Annotated in this window: 20 protein-coding genes; 13 read left to right on the top strand and 7 right to left on the bottom strand. The window is 51.9% G+C overall.

What is annotated here, in order from left to right; all coding sequences use genetic code 11:
• The first annotated feature begins 96 nt into the window (after positions 1-96).
• From LBW88_RS02175 to LBW88_RS02140, 8 genes are all read left to right on the top strand, one after another.
• Positions 97-660 (top strand): lipoprotein, encoded by a 564-nt coding sequence (locus LBW88_RS02175; protein WP_034820132.1) that lies wholly within the window; start codon positions 97-99, stop codon positions 658-660.
• Positions 661-795: 135 nt separating this feature from the next.
• A complete protein-coding gene (pyrC, locus tag LBW88_RS02170) occupies positions 796-1,842 on the top strand; it encodes a dihydroorotase (protein ID WP_224929286.1) in 1,047 nt (348 codons plus the stop codon).
• 68 nt (positions 1,843-1,910) lie between these two features.
• A complete protein-coding gene (gene dinI / locus LBW88_RS02165; RefSeq protein WP_200571235.1) occupies positions 1,911-2,156 on the top strand; it encodes a DNA damage-inducible protein I in 246 nt (81 codons plus the stop codon).
• A gap of 143 nt (positions 2,157-2,299) precedes the next feature.
• Positions 2,300-2,569 carry a hypothetical protein gene (locus tag LBW88_RS02160; RefSeq protein WP_224929290.1) on the top strand — a complete coding sequence of 90 codons (270 nt, stop codon included), beginning with the start codon at positions 2,300-2,302 and terminating at the stop codon, positions 2,567-2,569.
• Positions 2,570-2,857: 288 nt separating this feature from the next.
• Positions 2,858-3,112, top strand: a complete 255-nt coding sequence (bssS, locus tag LBW88_RS02155; RefSeq protein WP_013508627.1) for a biofilm formation regulator BssS — start codon at positions 2,858-2,860, stop codon at positions 3,110-3,112.
• Between the two features lie 107 nt (positions 3,113-3,219).
• Positions 3,220-4,335, top strand: coding sequence for an N-methyl-L-tryptophan oxidase (solA, locus tag LBW88_RS02150; RefSeq protein ID WP_224929292.1), 1,116 nt, complete (start codon positions 3,220-3,222; stop codon positions 4,333-4,335).
• Between the two features lie 294 nt (positions 4,336-4,629).
• Positions 4,630-5,202 (top strand): cytochrome b, encoded by a 573-nt coding sequence (locus LBW88_RS02145; protein ID WP_224929295.1) that lies wholly within the window; start codon positions 4,630-4,632, stop codon positions 5,200-5,202.
• A gap of 1 nt (position 5,203) precedes the next feature.
• Positions 5,204-5,779 (top strand): YceI family protein, encoded by a 576-nt coding sequence (locus LBW88_RS02140; RefSeq protein ID WP_224929297.1) that lies wholly within the window; start codon positions 5,204-5,206, stop codon positions 5,777-5,779.
• 44 nt (positions 5,780-5,823) lie between these two features.
• Here the strand turns inward: LBW88_RS02140 and LBW88_RS02135 are convergent, their stop codons facing one another.
• The gene (locus tag LBW88_RS02135) at positions 5,824-6,879 is read right to left on the bottom strand and encodes a rhodanese-related sulfurtransferase (protein ID WP_224929299.1); all 1,056 of its coding nucleotides are present in this window, start codon (positions 6,877-6,879) and stop codon (positions 5,824-5,826) included.
• 268 nt (positions 6,880-7,147) lie between these two features.
• Between LBW88_RS02135 and LBW88_RS02130 the strand changes: the two genes are divergently transcribed.
• The 3 genes from LBW88_RS02130 (at position 7,148) to LBW88_RS02120 (ending at position 9,414) form a co-directional block, all read left to right on the top strand.
• Complete coding sequence (locus LBW88_RS02130; RefSeq protein ID WP_224929302.1) at positions 7,148-8,071, top strand: Kdo(2)-lipid IV(A) acyltransferase; 924 nt, start codon at positions 7,148-7,150, stop codon at positions 8,069-8,071.
• 558 nt (positions 8,072-8,629) lie between these two features.
• A complete protein-coding gene (locus LBW88_RS02125; RefSeq protein WP_034820172.1) occupies positions 8,630-8,896 on the top strand; it encodes a hypothetical protein in 267 nt (88 codons plus the stop codon).
• 119 nt (positions 8,897-9,015) lie between these two features.
• Positions 9,016-9,414, top strand: coding sequence for a MysB family protein (locus LBW88_RS02120; protein WP_224929305.1), 399 nt, complete (start codon positions 9,016-9,018; stop codon positions 9,412-9,414).
• 3 nt (positions 9,415-9,417) lie between these two features.
• On the opposite strand, the gene LBW88_RS02115 is transcribed toward LBW88_RS02120, so the two are convergent.
• The 3 genes from LBW88_RS02115 to LBW88_RS02105 all read right to left on the bottom strand — a co-directional run bounded on the left by LBW88_RS02115 (position 9,418) and on the right by LBW88_RS02105 (position 13,873).
• Positions 9,418-9,657, bottom strand: a complete 240-nt coding sequence (locus LBW88_RS02115; protein WP_414004068.1) for a YceK/YidQ family lipoprotein — start codon at positions 9,655-9,657, stop codon at positions 9,418-9,420.
• A 138-nt stretch (positions 9,658-9,795) separates the two neighbouring features.
• Positions 9,796-12,345, bottom strand: a complete 2,550-nt coding sequence (gene mdoH / locus LBW88_RS02110) for a glucans biosynthesis glucosyltransferase MdoH (protein WP_224929308.1) — start codon at positions 12,343-12,345, stop codon at positions 9,796-9,798.
• Positions 12,338-13,873, bottom strand: coding sequence for a glucan biosynthesis protein G (locus LBW88_RS02105; RefSeq protein ID WP_224930296.1), 1,536 nt, complete (start codon positions 13,871-13,873; stop codon positions 12,338-12,340). Before LBW88_RS02105 ends, mdoH begins: the two co-directional genes overlap by 8 nt.
• A 279-nt stretch (positions 13,874-14,152) precedes the next feature.
• Here LBW88_RS02105 and mdoC point away from each other — a divergent pair, with 279 nt between their 5' ends.
• A complete protein-coding gene (gene mdoC, locus LBW88_RS02100; protein ID WP_224929311.1) occupies positions 14,153-15,292 on the top strand; it encodes a glucans biosynthesis protein MdoC in 1,140 nt (379 codons plus the stop codon).
• 60 nt (positions 15,293-15,352) lie between these two features.
• Here mdoC and LBW88_RS02095 read toward each other — a convergent pair whose 3' ends face one another.
• Positions 15,353-16,810, bottom strand: a complete 1,458-nt coding sequence (locus LBW88_RS02095) for a phospholipase D family protein (RefSeq protein WP_320442524.1) — start codon at positions 16,808-16,810, stop codon at positions 15,353-15,355.
• A 155-nt stretch (positions 16,811-16,965) separates the two neighbouring features.
• Between LBW88_RS02095 and LBW88_RS02090 the strand changes: the two genes are divergently transcribed.
• Positions 16,966-18,114, top strand: coding sequence for a beta-glucosidase (locus tag LBW88_RS02090; RefSeq protein ID WP_224929314.1), 1,149 nt, complete (start codon positions 16,966-16,968; stop codon positions 18,112-18,114).
• On the opposite strand, the gene LBW88_RS02085 is transcribed toward LBW88_RS02090, so the two are convergent.
• Together LBW88_RS02085 and LBW88_RS02080 are read right to left on the bottom strand one after the other, a co-directional pair.
• Positions 18,111-18,284 carry a hypothetical protein gene (locus LBW88_RS02085; RefSeq protein WP_224929315.1) on the bottom strand — a complete coding sequence of 58 codons (174 nt, stop codon included), beginning with the start codon at positions 18,282-18,284 and terminating at the stop codon, positions 18,111-18,113. The genes LBW88_RS02090 and LBW88_RS02085 overlap by 4 nt on opposite strands.
• 39 nt (positions 18,285-18,323) lie before the next feature.
• Positions 18,324-18,467, bottom strand: a complete 144-nt coding sequence (locus LBW88_RS02080) for a hypothetical protein (RefSeq protein WP_166931877.1) — start codon at positions 18,465-18,467, stop codon at positions 18,324-18,326.
• Positions 18,468-18,506 lie beyond the last annotated feature (39 nt).

The following is an 18,506-nucleotide window of genomic DNA, read 5'->3' as shown; positions in this document are numbered from 1 at the left end:
AAACGCTGCGGCGTTTCTCATCCCTCACCTGGTGACACCTGGCCCGGTTTCAGGCAGGCTATGGCTGTTTTGCCGTATCGTTCAGGATGAGGAACTATGAAAAAGGCGATGTCTGGGCTGCTGGCCCTGTTTTTAGCCGTGCTATTGAGCGGCTGTAACCAATTGACGCAATACACCATCAGCGAACAGGAAGTGAATCAGGCGCTGCAGAAGCGTAATAACTTCGAAAAAGACATCGGCGTGTCCGGGTTGGTCAATGCACATATTGTGCTGAGCGATCTCAACAGCCAGATTGGTCGTGAGGAACCCGGCAAGATTACTCTGTCCGGCAAAGCGAACATTAATGTCAGTTCGCTGTTTGGCCCGCAGCAGGCGGAAATGCAGCTGAAGATGAAAGCGCAGCCGATTTTCAATGCTCAGGAAGGCGCGATTTATCTGCATGATATTGAAATTGTCGATGCGCAGGTTCAGCCAGAAAAGATGGCGTCCATCATGAAAACGCTGACGCCTTATCTGAATGAATCACTCAAACGCTACTTCAATGAGAAGCCCGCCTATGTGCTGAGCGAAGATCGCAGCAAAGGCGAAGCGCTGGCGAAGAAATTTGCCAAAGGTATTGAAGTGAAGCCGGGTCAATTGGTGATTCCGTTTACGGATTAACCGCCATCACCGCACCTTCGGGTGCGGTTTTTGTTTGCCGCAATAAAATCCCGTGCAAACGGTTGCTCGCACCCTTATGATTACTCCCCGGCCTAAACGTGCCCATTCGTTTTTTCACAGCCGGAGCCTTTTTGAATGACAGCCCAACCCCAGCAAATCACGATTCGCCGCCCTGACGATTGGCATATCCATCTGCGCGATGGCGCAATGCTCAATGCAGTTCTGCCTTATACCAGTGCGGTCAATGGTCGTGCGATTGTCATGCCAAACCTGGTTCCACCGGTGACCAGCGTCGAGGCCGCCATTGCCTATCGCGAGCGCATTATGGCTGCGCTGCCCGCTGAACACGCTTTTACGCCACTGATGACCTGCTACCTCACCGATTCATTAGATGCGGATGAAATTGAGCGTGGCTTCCGCGACGGGACCTTCACGGCAGCAAAACTCTATCCCGCGCATGCCACCACCAACTCCAGCCACGGCGTCACCAATATTGACTCCATTGCCAGCGTGCTGGATCGTATGCAGCAGATCGGTATGCCGATGCTGGTACACGGTGAAGTCACGGATTCGCACATCGATATCTTTGATCGCGAAGCACGCTTTATCGAAACCGTGCTGGAACCGCTGCGTCAGCGCTTCCCTGCCCTGAAAGTGGTGATGGAACACATCACCACTAAAGAAGCGGCAGAATATCTGGCTGCAGGCAACGACCTGTTGGGTGCCACCATTACACCGCAGCATTTGATGTTTAACCGTAACCACATGCTGGTGGGCGGCGTTCGTCCTCATCTCTATTGCCTGCCCATCCTGAAACGCAATATTCATCAGGAAGCGCTGCGCGCCCTGGTGGCGAGCGGCAATCGTCGCGTGTTCCTTGGCACGGACACGGCACCGCATCTGCGTCATCTCAAAGAAGCAAGCTGCGGGTGTGCCGGCGTGTTTAACGCACCGACCTCGCTGCCCGCCTATGCCACGGTATTCGAAGAGTTGAATGCGCTGGAACATTTTGAAGCGTTCTGTTCAGAAAACGGCCCTAACTTCTACGGCCTGCCACTCAATGAAGGCACGCTGACGCTGATTCGCGAGTCATGGACAGTACAGGACACCATTAATGTGGCCGATGACACGCTGGTTCCGTTCCTTGCCGGCGAGACTCTGAACTGGCGTATTCAAGAATAATATTACCCAGCTTGCCTTTGGGATAATTTTACTGTACAAATAACCAGTATATTATCCCGGAGGCTTTTATGCGTGTTGAAATTACCGTAGCGAAAACTCAGCCCCTTCCCGCAGGTGCACTGGATGCACTGAGTGCCGAACTCACCCGTCGTATTTCCCGTGATTTTCCCGAAGATAATCACCATGTCAAAGTCCGTTATGCGGGCGGTAATCAATTGAGCGTATTTGGTGGCTGCAAAGAGTCACGCGAACGCATTAGCGATATTTTACAAGAAACGTGGGAAAGCGCAGACGACTGGTTTATTACTGATTAACTGCCACTGTGCCGTTTTTGCCGGGTTTCGCCACCCGGTTTTTTTGTTTTTATTTCTCTCTCGCCAGATAAAGTCGCTGCATCTAGACTCATGTTTAACGATCCCCTATTCTTGCCTCGTCATGCTGACAGGAGGTGTTTTACATGACTACTGAAAAACCAGAAGAGGCGATGACCTTCGGTGAATTGCTGGCATTGATTGCTGAACAGCAGCGACGTTTAACGGTAATAGAGAATGCCTTTGCCAGTTTGACGTTCTGTCTTGACGATCGCGCCAGTCAGTTACTGGTGCATAATCTGTTCCTCGAAGCGCAAAACCAGAACCATGACACACAGTTACAGCAGCATTTTACCCGGCTGGCGGAAGAGATTCAGCGGCGTAATGGTCAGGTTCCTCCGGAAGCACAGGCCTGAAGCTTGCCCTTTTTTATCGGTCGCGGCGGCGTAAAGTTTTCTCTTAACGCCGCCGATAACTAAGGTGTATCCGCTGTCACGATTATCGAATAAATGCCCGAAGCTGCGGGCACTTTATTATTCGACATAAGTCGCATTCTGAAGGCATTTATTACCGTTCTCTTTTTAATCGCCACACGTTTTAACTATTGTACCGCCTGTTTCATGTTATAATTGTTCCGCTAGTGCAAGAAAAGCCGCATTGAACCTCAAGAAGCACTTCGTTTAACGAGTAATATGGAGGTTATAATGGACAGAAATAAAGACGTCATTCAGACTCATCCGCTGGTTGGATGGGATATCAGTACTGTAGACAGTTATGACGCCATGATGATCCGCCTGCACTCGCTCTCATCGCAGGATCAGAAAGAAGAAGAAGCTGACGTAGGCCCCACCTACTGGCTGACTACCGATGTAGCCAGACAGTTCATCTCCATACTCGAAGCTGGCATTGCAAAGATTGAATCCACAGAGCAATACCTACGCGATAATCAAAAGCACTAATTTCTTATCTTCGCGTGAAAGGGCACCCAATAGGGTGCCTTTTTCATGAGCGCGCTCTTTTGGTATGCTGTTGAAAAATTTCGTCGTTTGGCAGGAGTGATGTGGTTATGGTTTATGATCTGATTGTGGTGGGCAGCGGTTCGGTCGGTGCCGCCGCCGGGTTTTACGCAACCCAGGCTGGCTTATCAGTATTGATGATTGATAGTGCGCATCCTCCGCACAGCCATGGTACTCATCACGGTGAAACCCGCCTGATCCGCCATGCCTACGGCGAGGGTGAACGCTATGTCCCGCTGGTGCTGCGTGCACAAACCTTGTGGGATGAGCTGGAACGTCAGGGCGGTGAACGCATCATGCATCGAAGCGGCATACTCAACCTCGCCCCGCTCACCTCCTCATTCATCCAGAATGTTATCGATAGTGCCAAAGCTTACCAGCTGGACGTCAAAATCCTGCAGGCAGATGAAGTGCGTAAGCGCTGGCCGCAGATCTCCGTGCCCGATGGCTACATTGGCGTATTCGAGCCACACTCCGGCTTCCTCAAATGTGAGCAAGCGGTACGCAGTTGGATACAGCTGGCTGAACAGGCGGGCTGCGCGCAATTGTTTAATTGCCCGGTTACTGAGATTGCGCGCGATGGCGACTTGCAGCAGGTTACCACGCATGATGGCGTGTTCCGCGCGCGCAAATTATTGGTCAGCGCCGGCACCTGGGTGAGTGAACTGGTCAAAGATTTGCCGGTACAACCGGTGCGTAAAGTCTTCGCCTGGTATCAGGCGGACGGACGTTACAGCGAGAACAACCAATTTCCGGGTTTCACGGTGGAGATGCCTGATGGCAGCCACTTTTATGGTTTTCCCGCGGACAACAATGCATTGAAAGTCGGACGTCATGATGGCGGACAACTGATGCACAAACCCGAAGATCGTAAACCTTTCGGCAGTATCGCTGCGGATGGTAGTGAAGCCTTCAGTTTCCTGCGGCAGTTCTTACCGGGTGTGGGCGTTTGCTTACACGGTGAGGCCTGCAGCTATGACAACACGCCTGACGAAGACTTCATTATTGATACCCTGCCTGGCGAACCGAATCGCTTGATCATTACGGGTTTGAGTGGACACGGATTTAAGTTTGCCAGCGTATTAGGCGAACTCGCCAGTGAATTTGCCCAGAATAAACCCTTCTCCTTCGACCTGAAGCCATTTTCACTTTCGCGTTTTGCTTAATGTGGTCACGCTGGCGCGCTCAGTGCGCCAGCGATATTGACTCAAGCTGACAATAATCGTTATTTCCTGACGTTGAATGCTGAAGATTGCCGCATTAGGTGTAGCAATATTCAATCTAATTTTATTTCCCTCCCGTCAGCTCCTTCATGGTCAATATTATTGACTTAATTGCCGATATAAACGCACGATTTCCGAATATCTTTTTTAACTTTATAGAAAGGTAAGCTCGATTGCTTTTATATTTCAAAGTGTGGATGATTATTGCCACCTATTTCAATATATTGGCCCATTCTTATGTGGCGTAACTCCAAACAACATTTCGGGCTACTGACCATTATGTTGCACTGGCTAATGGCGCTGGCTATTTACGGCATGTTCGCACTGGGTTTGTGGATGGTCGGGTTGGGATATTACGATGGCTGGTATCACAGCGCGCCTGAAATCCATAAAGGCATTGGCATCCTGCTATTTGCCACCTTACTGCTGCGTCTGGGCTGGCGTTTCATCTCGCCCCCACCGGCTCCTTTGTCAAATTACTCCCCTTTGATCCGCCGTTCCGCCACCGTTGCGCATGGGCTGTTGTACGGCGTGTTACTCCTGCTCCTGATTAGCGGCTACCTGATTTCCACCGCCGATGGCAAAGCTATCTCTGTTTTTGGTTGGTTCGAAGTACCAGCCCTGGTGAGTGGAGCCGGTGAACAGGCCGATTTGGCCGGCGCTCTGCATTTGTGGCTCGCCTGGGGATTGGTGTTGTTTTCCGCTCTGCACGGACTGGCAGCACTGAAACACCATTTTGTTGATCGAGACGTGACACTGAAAAGGATGTTGGGTTACCGCATCCCGTTAACCTCTGAAAAGGAAAAATAATATGCTAAAGAAGACGTTACTGACACTGAGCGCCGCCAGCCTGTTAGGCACCAGTTTGCTGGCCAGCGCTGCAGACTACAAATTTGATAATGAAGGCCAGCACGCCTTTGTACAGTTTCGCATTCAGCACCTCGGTTATAGCTGGCTGTACGGGACGTTCAAAGACTTTGACGGCACTTTTACTTTTGACGAAGCGAACCCAGCAGCTGATAAGGTTTACGTGACCCTGAACACTGCCAGCCTCGATACCAATCATGCAGAACGTGACAAGCATATTCGCAGCGCGGATTTCCTTAACACCGCCAAATTCCCACAAGCCACCTTTGCCTCAACCGCAGTCCAAAAAGAGGGTAAAGAGTACAAGATTACGGGTGACCTGACGCTCAATGGCGTGACTAAACCGATCACGCTGGATGCACGACTGCTGGGCGAAGGCAAGGATCCCTGGGGCGGTTATCGCGCCGGATTTGAAGCTAACGGTGAGATCGTGTTGAAGGAGTTCAATATCACTAAAGATCTTGGACCGGCATCGCAGAAAGCTGAGCTGATTATCTCAGTGGAAGGCGTGCGGCAGTAAGGCAAAACCAGCCTGAGGTCATGCGGCCTCAGGCTGGATGCGGTTTACTTCTTCTCTGGCGCGGGGATCGCCATGGTCATATTGAGTAAACCGCGCGACTTGTTGAACACCTTATTACCGTTTTCACGGCCTGCGCGGCGTGAACGCTGCTCTTCCGGTGTTAACGTCGCCTCTTCCATACACAGCGGGCTGCAGCAGTTTTGATATTTCTCCGCACAGCTTGGGCACTGAATGAATAACAGATGGCAACCGTCATTGACGCAGTTGGTGTGACTGTCGCACGGCACGCCGCACTGGTGGCAGCTGGAGAGAATATCGTCAGAGATACGCTCGCCCATACGTTCATCAAAGACAAAGTTTTTGCCTTTAAAACGCACCGGTAAACCCTGCTCACGCGCGCGTCGGGTGTATTCAATGATGCCGCCTTCAATGTGATAAACATCATTGAAGCCTTTGTGTTTCATCCAGGCGCTGGCTTTTTCACAGCGAATCCCACCGGTGCAGTACATGACAATCTTTTTGTCTTTATGCTCCTGCAGCATATCCACTGCCATCGGCAGCTGATCGCGGAAGGTATCGGCGGGCACTTCCATCGCCTGATCGAAATGGCCCACTTCGAATTCGTAATGGTTACGCATGTCGACAAACACCGCATCGGGATCGTCGAGCATCGCATTGACGTCTGCAGCTTTCAAATACGCACCGACATCGCTGGCATCAAAGCTTTCATCTTCAATGCCATCCGCCACGATACGCTCGCGGACTTTCAAACGCAGTACCCAGAATGATTTGCCATCATCATCCAGCGCAATGTTCATACGCAGATGATTTAACGCCGGATCAAACGCATACAGCGCGGTTTTCATGGCTTCGTATTGACTGGCAGGGACGCTGATTTGCGCGTTGATCCCCTCTTTAGCCACGTAAACGCGTCCAAATACCTTGAGCTTTGTTAGCGCAACGTACAGGGCATCACGGAATGCTTTCGGGTCGGCAATCTGGAAGTACTTATAAAAAGAGACTGTGGTACGCGGCTCGCTTTCAGCCAGCATGCGATCTTTCAGCTCTTTATTGGAAACAAGGTTATGTAACACTGGCATGGTGTTCGATCCTGTTAGCAATCAGAGAAATTTAGCGCGCACATGATACCTGAATTCAGCTCGATGCAAAGCCCCTGGTCGGATAATCCTGAACGTCGTGATTACAGGCGCAATTCTCCGCCACAATTGTAGATAAATGCGCAAACCCACTGCCCGAGACGCAGCGGCAGGCTATGCTTGATTTCAGTCAGCTCGAAAAAATGGCATAATCACGGCAAATAACAGAAACCGGACTCTCTGGCATAAGACGCAGGATACTGACATTTCAATGACTCAACTTCCCCAATTTTCCCGTGAACTTCTTCATCCTCGCTACTGGTTAACCTGGATGGGTATTGGATTTCTTTATCTGCTGGTGCTACTTCCTTACCCGGTGTTGCATGCAGTTGGCTGTGGATTGGGCCGCATAGCGATGCGTTTCCTGAAACGTCGTGTGGAAGTGGCACAGCGTAACCTGGAACTCTGTTTTCCAGATATGCCCACTAGCGAACGTGAAGCCATGGTGAAGCACAACTTTGAATCGGTTGGCATGGGGTTGATTGAAACCGGTATGGCGTGGTTCTGGCCTGACTGGCGCATTCAGAAATGGGTTGCGACTTCCGGGCTCGAGCATGTCAGCCATGCGCTGGCGGAAAAACGCGGTATTCTCCTGATTGGCATGCATTTTCTGACGCTAGAGTTAGGCGCTCGCGTATTTGGCATGCATAATCCCGGCATTGGTGTTTACCGCCCGAATGACAATAAACTCATCGACTGGCTGCAAACCTGGGGACGGATGCGCTCAAATAAGAGCATGCTGGATCGTAAAGATCTTAAGGGCATGATTCGCGCCATGAAGAACAACGATATCATCTGGTACGCGCCCGATCATGACTACGGCCCACGCAGCAGTGTGTTTGCCCCCTTCTTTGCCGTACAGGATGCCGCGACCACCACGGGCACGCATATGCTGATTCGTTTGGGCAATCCCAGCGTGATCCCCTTTCTCGCACGCCGCCTGCCCAACGGACGTGGCTATGAGCTCAAAATGATGCCTGACATTCGCCATAAGTTCTCGCTCGAGAATGAAATGGATACCGCTATCGTGATGAATAAAGTGGTAGAAGAGACCGTCCTGCTGGCACCTGAGCAGTACATGTGGTTGCACCGCCGATTTAAAACCCGCCCTGAAGGTCAACCATCACTGTATTAATGTGATGTGGAGCACAGTACGTGCTCCACCCTTTCCTGAGTTAATTTGTGTTATTTCACGATGTTACTCTGTCAATTTTAGTAAATTCGGACCAGTCTGAATTCAGGCTGAGAGCATTAACCGGTCCAGGTTAAGCTTTATCCGCAAGGTAGAATAACCTGTAGAAATGCAGAATCTTAATCTTTGTTAACGAAATGTGAACACAAAACTGCGCATCTTATTGAATTTACGTTCAACCGTATAAAAAAGCTTTATCCATGGAAACATCTGCTCACGGATCTAATTCCCACGCATTCCAGGCCTTTTCCTATTTAATTTTGCTGAATGCTTTGGCTTCGCTTATCAATCCAGTAAAATTAACTTACTTAACAAGGTTTTGTCTGAGTCCGCCCCCCGCATATTCTGTTTCTATAGAAGAAGTACTATCCTTATTCCTTTCTGGAATTTGTTAGCGAAATCGATTCCAGTTAATTTCAACCGTGACAGTTAGCCAATTAACTGCCCTTCTAAAAATATAAAAAGATTACACACAGCAAATATATCGCAGGAACCTATAATATGAATAAAGGCATCTATTACTACGTGACAATCAGTACCGATCAAGAGGGATATCACCTCTTGCATCGGAAAGAGTGTAAACGCCTACCCGTTAAGGAGGATATGGTTTTTATCGGTACGCTCTATAATTTAAATCAGGCTTTATCTACTGCTCGTATTAATTTCAAAAAGGTGAAACCCTGTATTAAATGCTGCATTCGTTACTCTGCTCCTATTATTCGCGAGTCAGTACGTCCTGTACTACATTTCCCGCAAAAGATGATTTAAACGGTTTGGGCGGCTGAATTTTATTCATCCGCCCGCCGTTATTCCCCTCCCGTCCTGCACACTCTCATTTTTCGTCTATTCTTCTGAGAAATCCATTTTCAACAGACAAGGAGTTCATCATGAGCTTGTACAGCACCCTTGAAGAAGCTATCGACGCCGCTCGCGAAGAGTTTCTGGCCAGTCAGCCCGATCTGCATGAAGACGATGCCAGTGTCAGCCAGTTTTCGCTGCAAAAGTACGTGATGCAGGATGGCGATATTATGTGGCAGGCAGAGTTCTTTGCCGGTGAAGATGAGCAAGGTGAATGCCTGCCGATCTGCAGTGGTGAAGCTGCTCAGGCGGTATTTGACGGTGATTTCGATGAGGTCGAACTGCGTCAGGAGTGGCAGTCGGAGAACACGCTGCACGAATGGGATGAAGGTGAATTCCAGCTTGAGCCACCGCGCGACCTCGAAGAGGGTGAAGCAGCCGCGCAGGAGTGGGAAGATGACGATAGCCCATCGGATAAATGGGCGTAAGCGTTATTCGTAAGGGCCGTGACTGGCATCGACGGGCAGCAACAGCGTATCCATCACCAGCGAGAGTGGCAGATCAAGGATGGTCAGCACACGCCAGGGGCCGTCACGAACATCCCATTGCACGCCAGGGTAATACTGGCTGCCATGTCCCTGCCCAGGAATGGTGCGACTGATAATGCTGCCGCAGCCACTCAGCAAAAACGCGGCGGCGCAAACAACCGTTAATTTCAGGAAATAATTCACAACATTTACTCACAATGAACTGGCGTTAGTTTAACCGGGCAACGGGTGGAATAACTACACCTGCGCGCGTAAAGATTGTGTTAGTCAGAATGTTGGCAAAAAAAAAGCGGCATCGCTGCCGCTTTTAGATTTTCAATGTTAGCGCTGTGGAAGCGCTTCAGGATTGAGTTTCAATTTCTGATAACTCTCCACCCATTGATGATATTTCTCTGCACTTTCCCACAGGCGTGAGTGCACGCGCGCCAGCACCACAGGATCGCTGATCAACTGCAAACGCTGCTCGCGGTTCAGTTTCTCAGGCGCATCGCTCAGTGCCTGGTCGACCCGGCGATCGCGAGCATGATCAAGCAACGCACTCTGCTTATGGCGCGAGGTTGCCATAGCAGTCGCCAGCGCGTTAAACGCAGGGTTGAACAAGGCATGCATAAAGCCATTCTTCAACGCACGCTCGCGGTTCAACTGCAGGTAGTGGTCGGTATCAACCAGCTCTTTCGGCGGTTCATACTCTTCCGGGATCAGGAACAGCTTCGCATTCTTACTCTTCTGCCCCACCGTTGCACGGCTCGACATCACCGACACAAATGGCGACAGGATCAGTGAGAACACAATCGGTGACAACCACCACAGGAAGTTCAGATCGAGCAGACCCATACCGCCCGCCCAAACGATACCTAACAGCATCTGAGAACCATGACGACGGAAGGCTTCACTCCACGGTGTCGCATCATCATCACGCTGCGGTGAATTCCATACCACTTCCCAGCCCAGGAAGGCACTGACCACGAACACCGTGTGGAACAGCATACGCACCGGTGCGAGCAGCACCGAGAACAGCATTTCCAGAATCAGTGAGCAGAACAGGCGAATAGCACCGCCGTATGGCTTCGCACCTTTAAACCAGATCAACACCACACTGAGCAGCTTCGGCAGGAACAGCAGCACCAACGTGGTAGAGAACAGCGCAATCGCCAGATCCGGACGCCACTGCGGCCACACCGGGAAGAGCTGGCGTGGTTGCAGGAAGTAGGTCGGTTCCATCAGCGTATGCACCACCTGCAACGCCGTGGACAAGGCAAGGAACATAAACCACAACGGCGCTGACAGATAAGACATCACACCGGTCAGGAACACCGCACGGTGAACAGGGTGCATGCCTTTCACCAGGAACAGGCGGAAGTTCATCAGGTTACCGTGGCACCAGCGACGGTCACGCTTCAGTTCATCCAGCAGGTTCGGCGGCAGTTCTTCATAGGAGCCCGGCAGATCATAGGCGATCCACACACCCCAACCGGCGCGGCGCATCAATGCGGCTTCAACGAAGTCATGCGACAGAATTGAACCGGCAAAAGAACCTTCGCCTGGCAGCGGTGCTAACGCACAGTGCTCAATGAACGGCTGAACACGGATGATGGCGTTATGGCCCCAGTAGTGCGATTCACCCAACTGCCAGAAGTGCAGACCGGCGGTAAACAACGGGCCATAGACGCGGGTAGCGAACTGCTGGCAACGTGCATACAGCGTATCCATGCCTGACGCTTTTGGCGAAGACTGGATGATACCGGCGTTCGGATTGGCTTCCATCATGCGGACCAGACCGGTAAGACACTCACCGCTCATCACGCTATCGGCATCGAGCACTACCATGTAGCTGTAGTTACTACCCCAGCGACGGCAGAAGTCATCGATGTTACCGCTTTTACGCTTCACACGACGGCGACGGCGACGATAGAAGATCTTGCCTGCGCCTCCGACATCACGTACCAGCTCCATCCAGGCTTTCTGCTCGGCGATGGCGATATCGGCATCGTAGCTGTCGCTCAGGATATAGACATCAAAGTGCTCGGCGTTACCAGTGCGCTGCACCGATTCCCAGGTCGCACGCAGACCGGCGAATACGCGTTCAACGTCTTCGTTACAGATCGGCATGATCAACGCGGTACGGTGTTCCGGGTTAAGCGGTTCATCGCCGGTGGTCGAATACGAAATGCTGTATTTGTCGCGACCAATCAGCAACTGCAGGAAGCCCATCAACGCGGTCCAGAAGCCTGCGGACACCCAACAGAACAGAATCGCAAACAGGAATAGAATTCCGGTTTGCAAAATGTACGGCAGGACCAGCTCCACCGACTGCAGCCAGTTCTGGTTAAACAACTCGATTGGATCGAGCAGTGTCCATCCCTGATACGGCAGAATGGTTTTCATGTACCAGGTCGCCACCACCGTCTGCAAAATCGTCAGAATCAGCAGCACATAACGACGCATGGAACCGACATGACGCCACTTGTCTTCGGTCTTTTGCTCTTCCGCTGTGGCATAGCGCGGCGTGGATTTTTTTCCACGCACGGAATCCCATGCACGCGCGATAGGGTTGGTGCGCCAGATCTCAGGGAACATCAACGAACGCTTCACTTTAGGCATCGCCTTCAGCGTGGTGCGATCGAGGTAGTCTTTACTGAGTTGTTGACCATTCGCCAGTGAATCCGGCCAGGCCATCTGCACGCGTGATGACACCGATTTTAACGGTGCATCATCCGGGCGATCGCTGGCGGCAACATCTTGCCCCAGCGCCGTATGAATAGCGTGGAACGCCTGTGCATTCTGTAACGAATCACTCAGACGAGCGCGCCCCGCCGCATCAAGCGGCAGGGCCTCCACGTAAGATTGAGGTAAATAAGTCGAATTATTCATTGGCAGGTAGCTGATAGCTCCAGGTTTCCGTCAATGTCTTGTCGCCGCTTACCAGCGCCGCACGCATTTCGGTCGGCTGCTTGTTATCTTTCACGCGCAGACGCAGTACCAGACGCCAGCCTTTGGTCACCGGGTTGTAGCGTACACTCTGCTCAACCACGTCGGCATTGTTGCCCACACTGACCTGTGGCGCGACCTGAGTATTGTCCGGCAATTTGCTCATCGCTTTACCGACGAAGTCGATGGTAAAGGCAATGGAGCCATCCGGCTGACGTACCAGGTTAGACTGTTTCACATCACCCGCAGAACGCAGCGTGTTTTTCACCCATGCCACATCGTCCTGATGCAGTTGGTTTTCATCACGCGTGAAGTGCAGACGATACTGGAAGTTCATCTCTTTGCCCGGCTCAGGCAATGACTCTGGCGTCCAGAAGGCGACGATGTTGTCGTTGGTTTCATCCGCTGTCGGGATTTCGACCAGTTCGACACGACCTTTACCCCAGTCGCCCTGTGGCTCAACCCAACCGCTTGGACGCAGGTCGTAGCGATCGTCGAGATCCTGATAATGGCTGAAATCACGGCCACGCTGCAGCAAACCGAACCCTTTAGGGTTTTCCACGGTGAACGTGCTCACCGCCAGATGTTTCGGGTTGTTCAGCGGACGCCAGATCCATTCACCGTTGCCAGCATGAATCGACAATCCGTTTGAGTCGTGCAGCTCATTACGGAAATTGGTCACCGGTGAAGGCTGGTTAGCCCCAAACAGGAACATGCTGGTCAGTGGCGCCACACCCAGTTTGCCGACGTTATCACGCAGGTAAACCTTGGACTGCACATCCACCGTCGACTCTTTGCCCGGCTTGATAATGAAGCGATAAGCACCTGACGCACGTGGTGAATCCAGCAGTGCGTAGATCACCAGCTGCTTGTCCTGAGGTTTTGGACGTTCAATCCAGAACTCTTTAAAGCGCGGGAACTCTTCACCTGATGGCAGTGCGGTATCAATCGCTAACCCACGAGCTGACAGACCATAAACCTGGCCTTCGCCAATTACGCGGAAATAGCTGGCACCCAGGAAGCTGGAGATTTCGTCGTCTTTACCCTTTTTATTTAAAGGATACAGTACTTTGAATCCGGCAAACCCGAGGTTTTTGACGGAATCAGCATCGTGTTTCACGTTGCCGAAGTTGAAATAGTCAGGGTTATATTTGATTTCACGTACCGACGAGGCGGTGACTTCATTAATTTTCACCGGCGTATCGAAATACATGCCCTGATGATAGAACTCGAGCTTAAACGGCGTACGCAGTTTGCCCCAGTAAGCTTTATCGTGGTTAAACTGGATCTGCTGATAATCCGCAAATTTCATATCACGAAACTGAGAGGGTAAATTGCTCTTCGGCGCTTCGTAACCTTTCCCTGCCAGCGCCTTGGCTTGTTTTGCTACATCATCAATGTTGAACGCCCAGCTATTGTTGGCGTACAACGCCAGCAGAACTGCCGCGCCTACCCAGCGCATTTTTACCAGTCCTACTTTTTTATTCACTTTATTTAGCACATCCCCCCCTTTCGTGTGCACAGATCAAACCCGTTTATCTTAAAGGATTATTCGGTATTCCGACAGCTTATGCACAAGATTGTTGCGCTGATTTGTAAGCTGAAAGTGTGCTTTTCAGATAATTAAACCCTTCAGGTTAAGATACAGAATCACCTGATAGTATACGCTGTTTACAGGCGGTAGAATTTTAAACCAGCATAATCCGGTTTCAGGGCGAAACCGGCAAGTAAACTGACAAATTGGAAGCTTATGAGTTCAGCAAAACCCGAACGCGAATATTTTCTCGACTCCATTCGAGCGTATTTAATGTTATTAGGCGTGCCTTTTCACGTCTCGTTGATCTACTCCACGCAGCGTTGGGCCGTGAATAGCCACGATGCCTCGATGTGGTTAACCGTTTTGAATGACTTCATCCACGCCTTCCGCATGCAGGTGTTTTTTGTCATTTCCGGTTATTTTTCCTACATGCTGTACCTGCGCTATCAACCACAGCGCTGGCTGAAGGTCCGCATGGAGCGCGTGGGAATCCCGCTATTGACGGCGATTCCGCTCATTACCCTGCCGCAGTTTTTTATGCTAAAAAATCTGACCGACAAAGTGGGTAATTGGGACAGCTTTTCTCTGTATGAAAAGTACAATACGCTGGCGTGGGAACTGATTTCTCACCTGTGGTTTTTACTGGTTTTAGTGATTCTGACCGCACTCGGCATGCTGACTTTCCGCTGGCTGCGCACCCAGAAGCGGAAAATTGATTATCAGCAAGTTGGCTGGGGAAAACTGACGCTGGCGTTTCTGGCTTATGCATTGGTCTGGTGCCTGTTCCGCCGCGTGCTGTTTTATGCCGTGCCTAATGTGTTCGCCGATGGTCTGTTTAGCGTGGCCGTGATGCAAACCCTGACGTTCCTGCCGTTCTTTATGCTCGGTGCGCTGGCATGGAAACATCAGGCGCTGAAAGCCTTGTTTGTGCGCTTCAACCCGGTGATGTGCTTTGGCGCCATTGCGGTGTTTATCGCTTACAGCCTGAATCAGCGTTACAGCAGCGGCGATGGCTGGTTGTATGAAATTGATGAGGTGATTTCAACCTTAATGGGGCTTTGTATGCTGAATGTCTGCTTTAGCTTTGGCCACAAGCTGCTGAACAGCCATTCACCGCGCATCATGTACTTAGTGAATGCCTCACTGTTTATCTACCTGGTGCACCATCCGCTGACCATTCTGTATGGCATTTACGTCACCCCGCACATTAGCAGCAACACGCTGGGCTTCTTTGTGGGTCTGCTAATGGTGTTTGGTATCGCCTTTGCGCTGTACGAAATCCATCTGCGCATTCCGCTACTGCGTTTCCTGTTCTCAGGTAAGCCACAACGTCAAACGCCGCAAAAGGCGTAAAGCGTGCACTGTCGCGGCGTGAGTTTGTGCGTCGCGACAGTGAATCAGGATAAATTGCGGCTACAGTAACCACTCCACCGGTAAGCGCCACACCAATCGCACCAGCAGTCTTTGTATCCAGGTACACTGCGGCTCATGCTTGTGTACCACTTCACCTGACTCCCCGGCATATTCGACCCAGTTTACACGCCCCCAATTGTCCAGTCGCAGTGTCCAGGCGCGATCGCGCATCCCGGCAATAAAACGCTGATGAGTTTGCTGCGCCAGGGTTTCACTCTCAATCACCAGTCCCATTTCGGTGTTAAGCACTGCAGAGCGTGGATCAAAATTGAAGGAGCCGATAAACACTTTCCGGTTGTCCACGGTAAAGGTTTTGGCATGTAAACTTGAGCCTGAATTACCGGTTAGGCCTCGGTCGTGTGGCGCATCTTTAGCATTGTCCTGTGGTTTCATCTCATACAGCGCAATACCATGACGCAGCAGCTTTTTGCGCCAGCGTGCGTAGCCTGCGTGCACCACTGATACATCGTTGGCCGCCAGTGAATTGGTGAGTATCGCGATTTTTACCCCCCGCCGCTTGAGCGCCACCAGCTGAGCCACCCCGGCGCGCGTGGGCACAAAATACGCCGAGATGATATCGAACTGCTGTTGGGGCGTGCCGATCACCTCCAGCATACGCTGCGGCAGCAGGCTGGAACGCTTAGCTTTACCCAATCCCTTACGCGGATCGTCACTCAACAGACGCGATTCGGCCCACGTCATCTGCATCGATCCCTGCTCCATTTGACTGACAAAGGACGAGTGTTCCAGCCGTGCCAGATAGCGCTGAACGGCTTCACTCTGCTGCCACTCAGCCGGTAAACGCACCGCCTGATGGGCATCGCCTGAGACATCCACCACCGCGCGTAGAGGCGATACCGCCTTGCTGTGCCAGTAGCGCTCAAAATCGTGCGCCACTTGTTGCACCACGGGTCCAATGGCTAGCACATCCAAATCGGTGAACAGCGGCTCATCACCCGTTCCGAAATATTCGTCGCCGATATTGCGCCCGCCAACCAGCGTCACCGCCTCATCCACCGTCAGGCTCTTGTTGTGCATACGTCGATTAAGGCGAGCAAAATCAGTCAGATAACCGAGTGCGCGCAGGGTGCGAAAGGAAAAAGGATTGAATAAACGCACCGCAATATTGGGATGGCGATCGAGTTCGGCCAGCGTGTCATCCAGGCCCGGCGTATTGTTGTCATCCAGCAGCAAGCGAACTTTGACGCCCCGTTCGGCGGCATCCAGCAGTGCGCTGAACAACAAACGGCCAGACATGTCGTTGTGCCAGATGTAGTACTGCACATCAATGGTGTGTTGCGCCATGCCCATCAGCAGATAGCGCGCGGCAAAGGCGTCCAAACCATCGTTGAGGGGATGGATACCACTCATCTCGGGATGCTGCGCACAACGTGCATCAACAATCTCTCGTAACCCTTCGCCCGTCGGCGTCTGCTGAACGGATGCTGCTTCACTCATACCGAATCCCTGAATTCACTGGATCTATTATTGTTGGTCTTACCGCATCGAATGGCAATCAGAGACATCTGCTACCGCTCGCTGACGCGTCTTTAGTTTACAGTCTAGACTTAGGCGTGCGTTCTGCACCCGACGTTTACCGTGAGGAGAGGATGATGACTCAGCAATCCCCGCGCCATCACCCGCAGCTTTTCCGCAGTTTCTTCCAGGGTAGCTTCCCCTGCTCTACCGCCTGTCGCAGCGGCGGTCGTCGTATGGATATGGTGATCAGTAGCGGTCACGACATGTTACTGGAAAAAGATTACGCCGCACTGGCGCAGGAAGGGTTACACACTGCCCGGGACGGTGCACGCTGGCATCTTATCGAAGCCAGGCCAGACGAATATGACTGGCGCAGCTTTTTACCGATGATTCATGCCGCCGCGCGCCACGATATGCAGATCATCTGGGAATTAGCGCATTTTGGCTATCCGGAACATCTCGATATCTGGCGCAGCGCCTTTGTCGATCATTTTGAGCGTTTCGCACGTGCCATGGCGCAACTGATGCGTGATGAAGGCGTCGAACACCCTTTTTTCACTCCGATAAACCAAATCTCGTTCTGGTCATGGGCGGGAGCGGATGTTTCCTGGCTCGATCCCTATGCCAGCGAGCGTGGTCGCGAGCTAAAACGTCAGTTAGTGCGCGCTTCCCTGGCGGCGATGCATGCGATTCGTGAGGTGTATCCTGATGCGCGCTTTGTGCTCACCGATCCGCTGGTGCAAATCGCCACCGATCCCGACAATCCCGACAGCAAGCCCTATGCTGATGCGCAGCATCAGGCACAGTTTGAAGCCTGGGACTGGATTGCCGGGCGTGATGCGCCTGAACTGGGCGGACGTGAAGATTTCCTCGATATCCTCGGCTTAAATTACTATCCCGATAACCACTGGTTCTTTTCCGGCGACACCATCCCTGCTGAACACGCGACTTATCAACCGCTGCATCGCCTGATGCTGCAATGCTGGCAGCGCTATCAACGTCCATTACTGCTGGCAGAGACCGGCGCGGAGGGTGACGCTCGCGCATCCTGGTTACGGCATGTCACGGAAGAAGCCCTGTTGGCATTAGACGAAGGGGTGGCGCTGGAAGGGATTTCGCTCTATCCGGTGGTGGAATATCCGGCCTGGGCAGACGATCGGCGTTCACCCGGCGCGCTGTTTGGCCTGGGCGATCCCAATGGCAATCGTACGCTGCACGAGGCGCTGGCGTTAGAGCTGCGCAGTCAGCAAATTAAATGGCATAACCGGGAAAAGCAGAGTTAAGAGTGTTGTGTCGGATGAACTTTTGGCGGACAGGTTTGAACATCAAGCGCGGGATCGACGGGATGGCGCACATCGGTCAACCATGTCATGGTGAACAGGAACACCACACCGATTAAACAGGCGGAGAGCAGGCCAATTATGGCGATCAGTTTGTCATCTCGGGCTTCCATCGACATCTCCTTGCAGGCTTCCATGAACTGTTGCTGACCTTAGCTCATCCATAACGTCACCATCAGGACGAAGATTATAAGGGTAACAGAGGTCACTGCAAGTACCACAATAGCGAAGTGCGCATCATCCAGAGATTGTCGTAAAGGCTCGTCGTGATCGTCAGGTGGCGCGGGTGAACTCATGTTGACTCAATAACAAAGGACTTTTATGCGCGGGATTGC

It is taken from the genome of Pantoea sp. alder81 (assembly GCF_020179835.1).
In the GTDB taxonomy this organism is placed as follows: domain Bacteria; phylum Pseudomonadota; class Gammaproteobacteria; order Enterobacterales; family Enterobacteriaceae; genus Pantoea.
The sequence above is the reverse complement of the archived record's forward strand: the minus strand, read 5'-3'. Positions and strand labels throughout refer to the sequence as shown.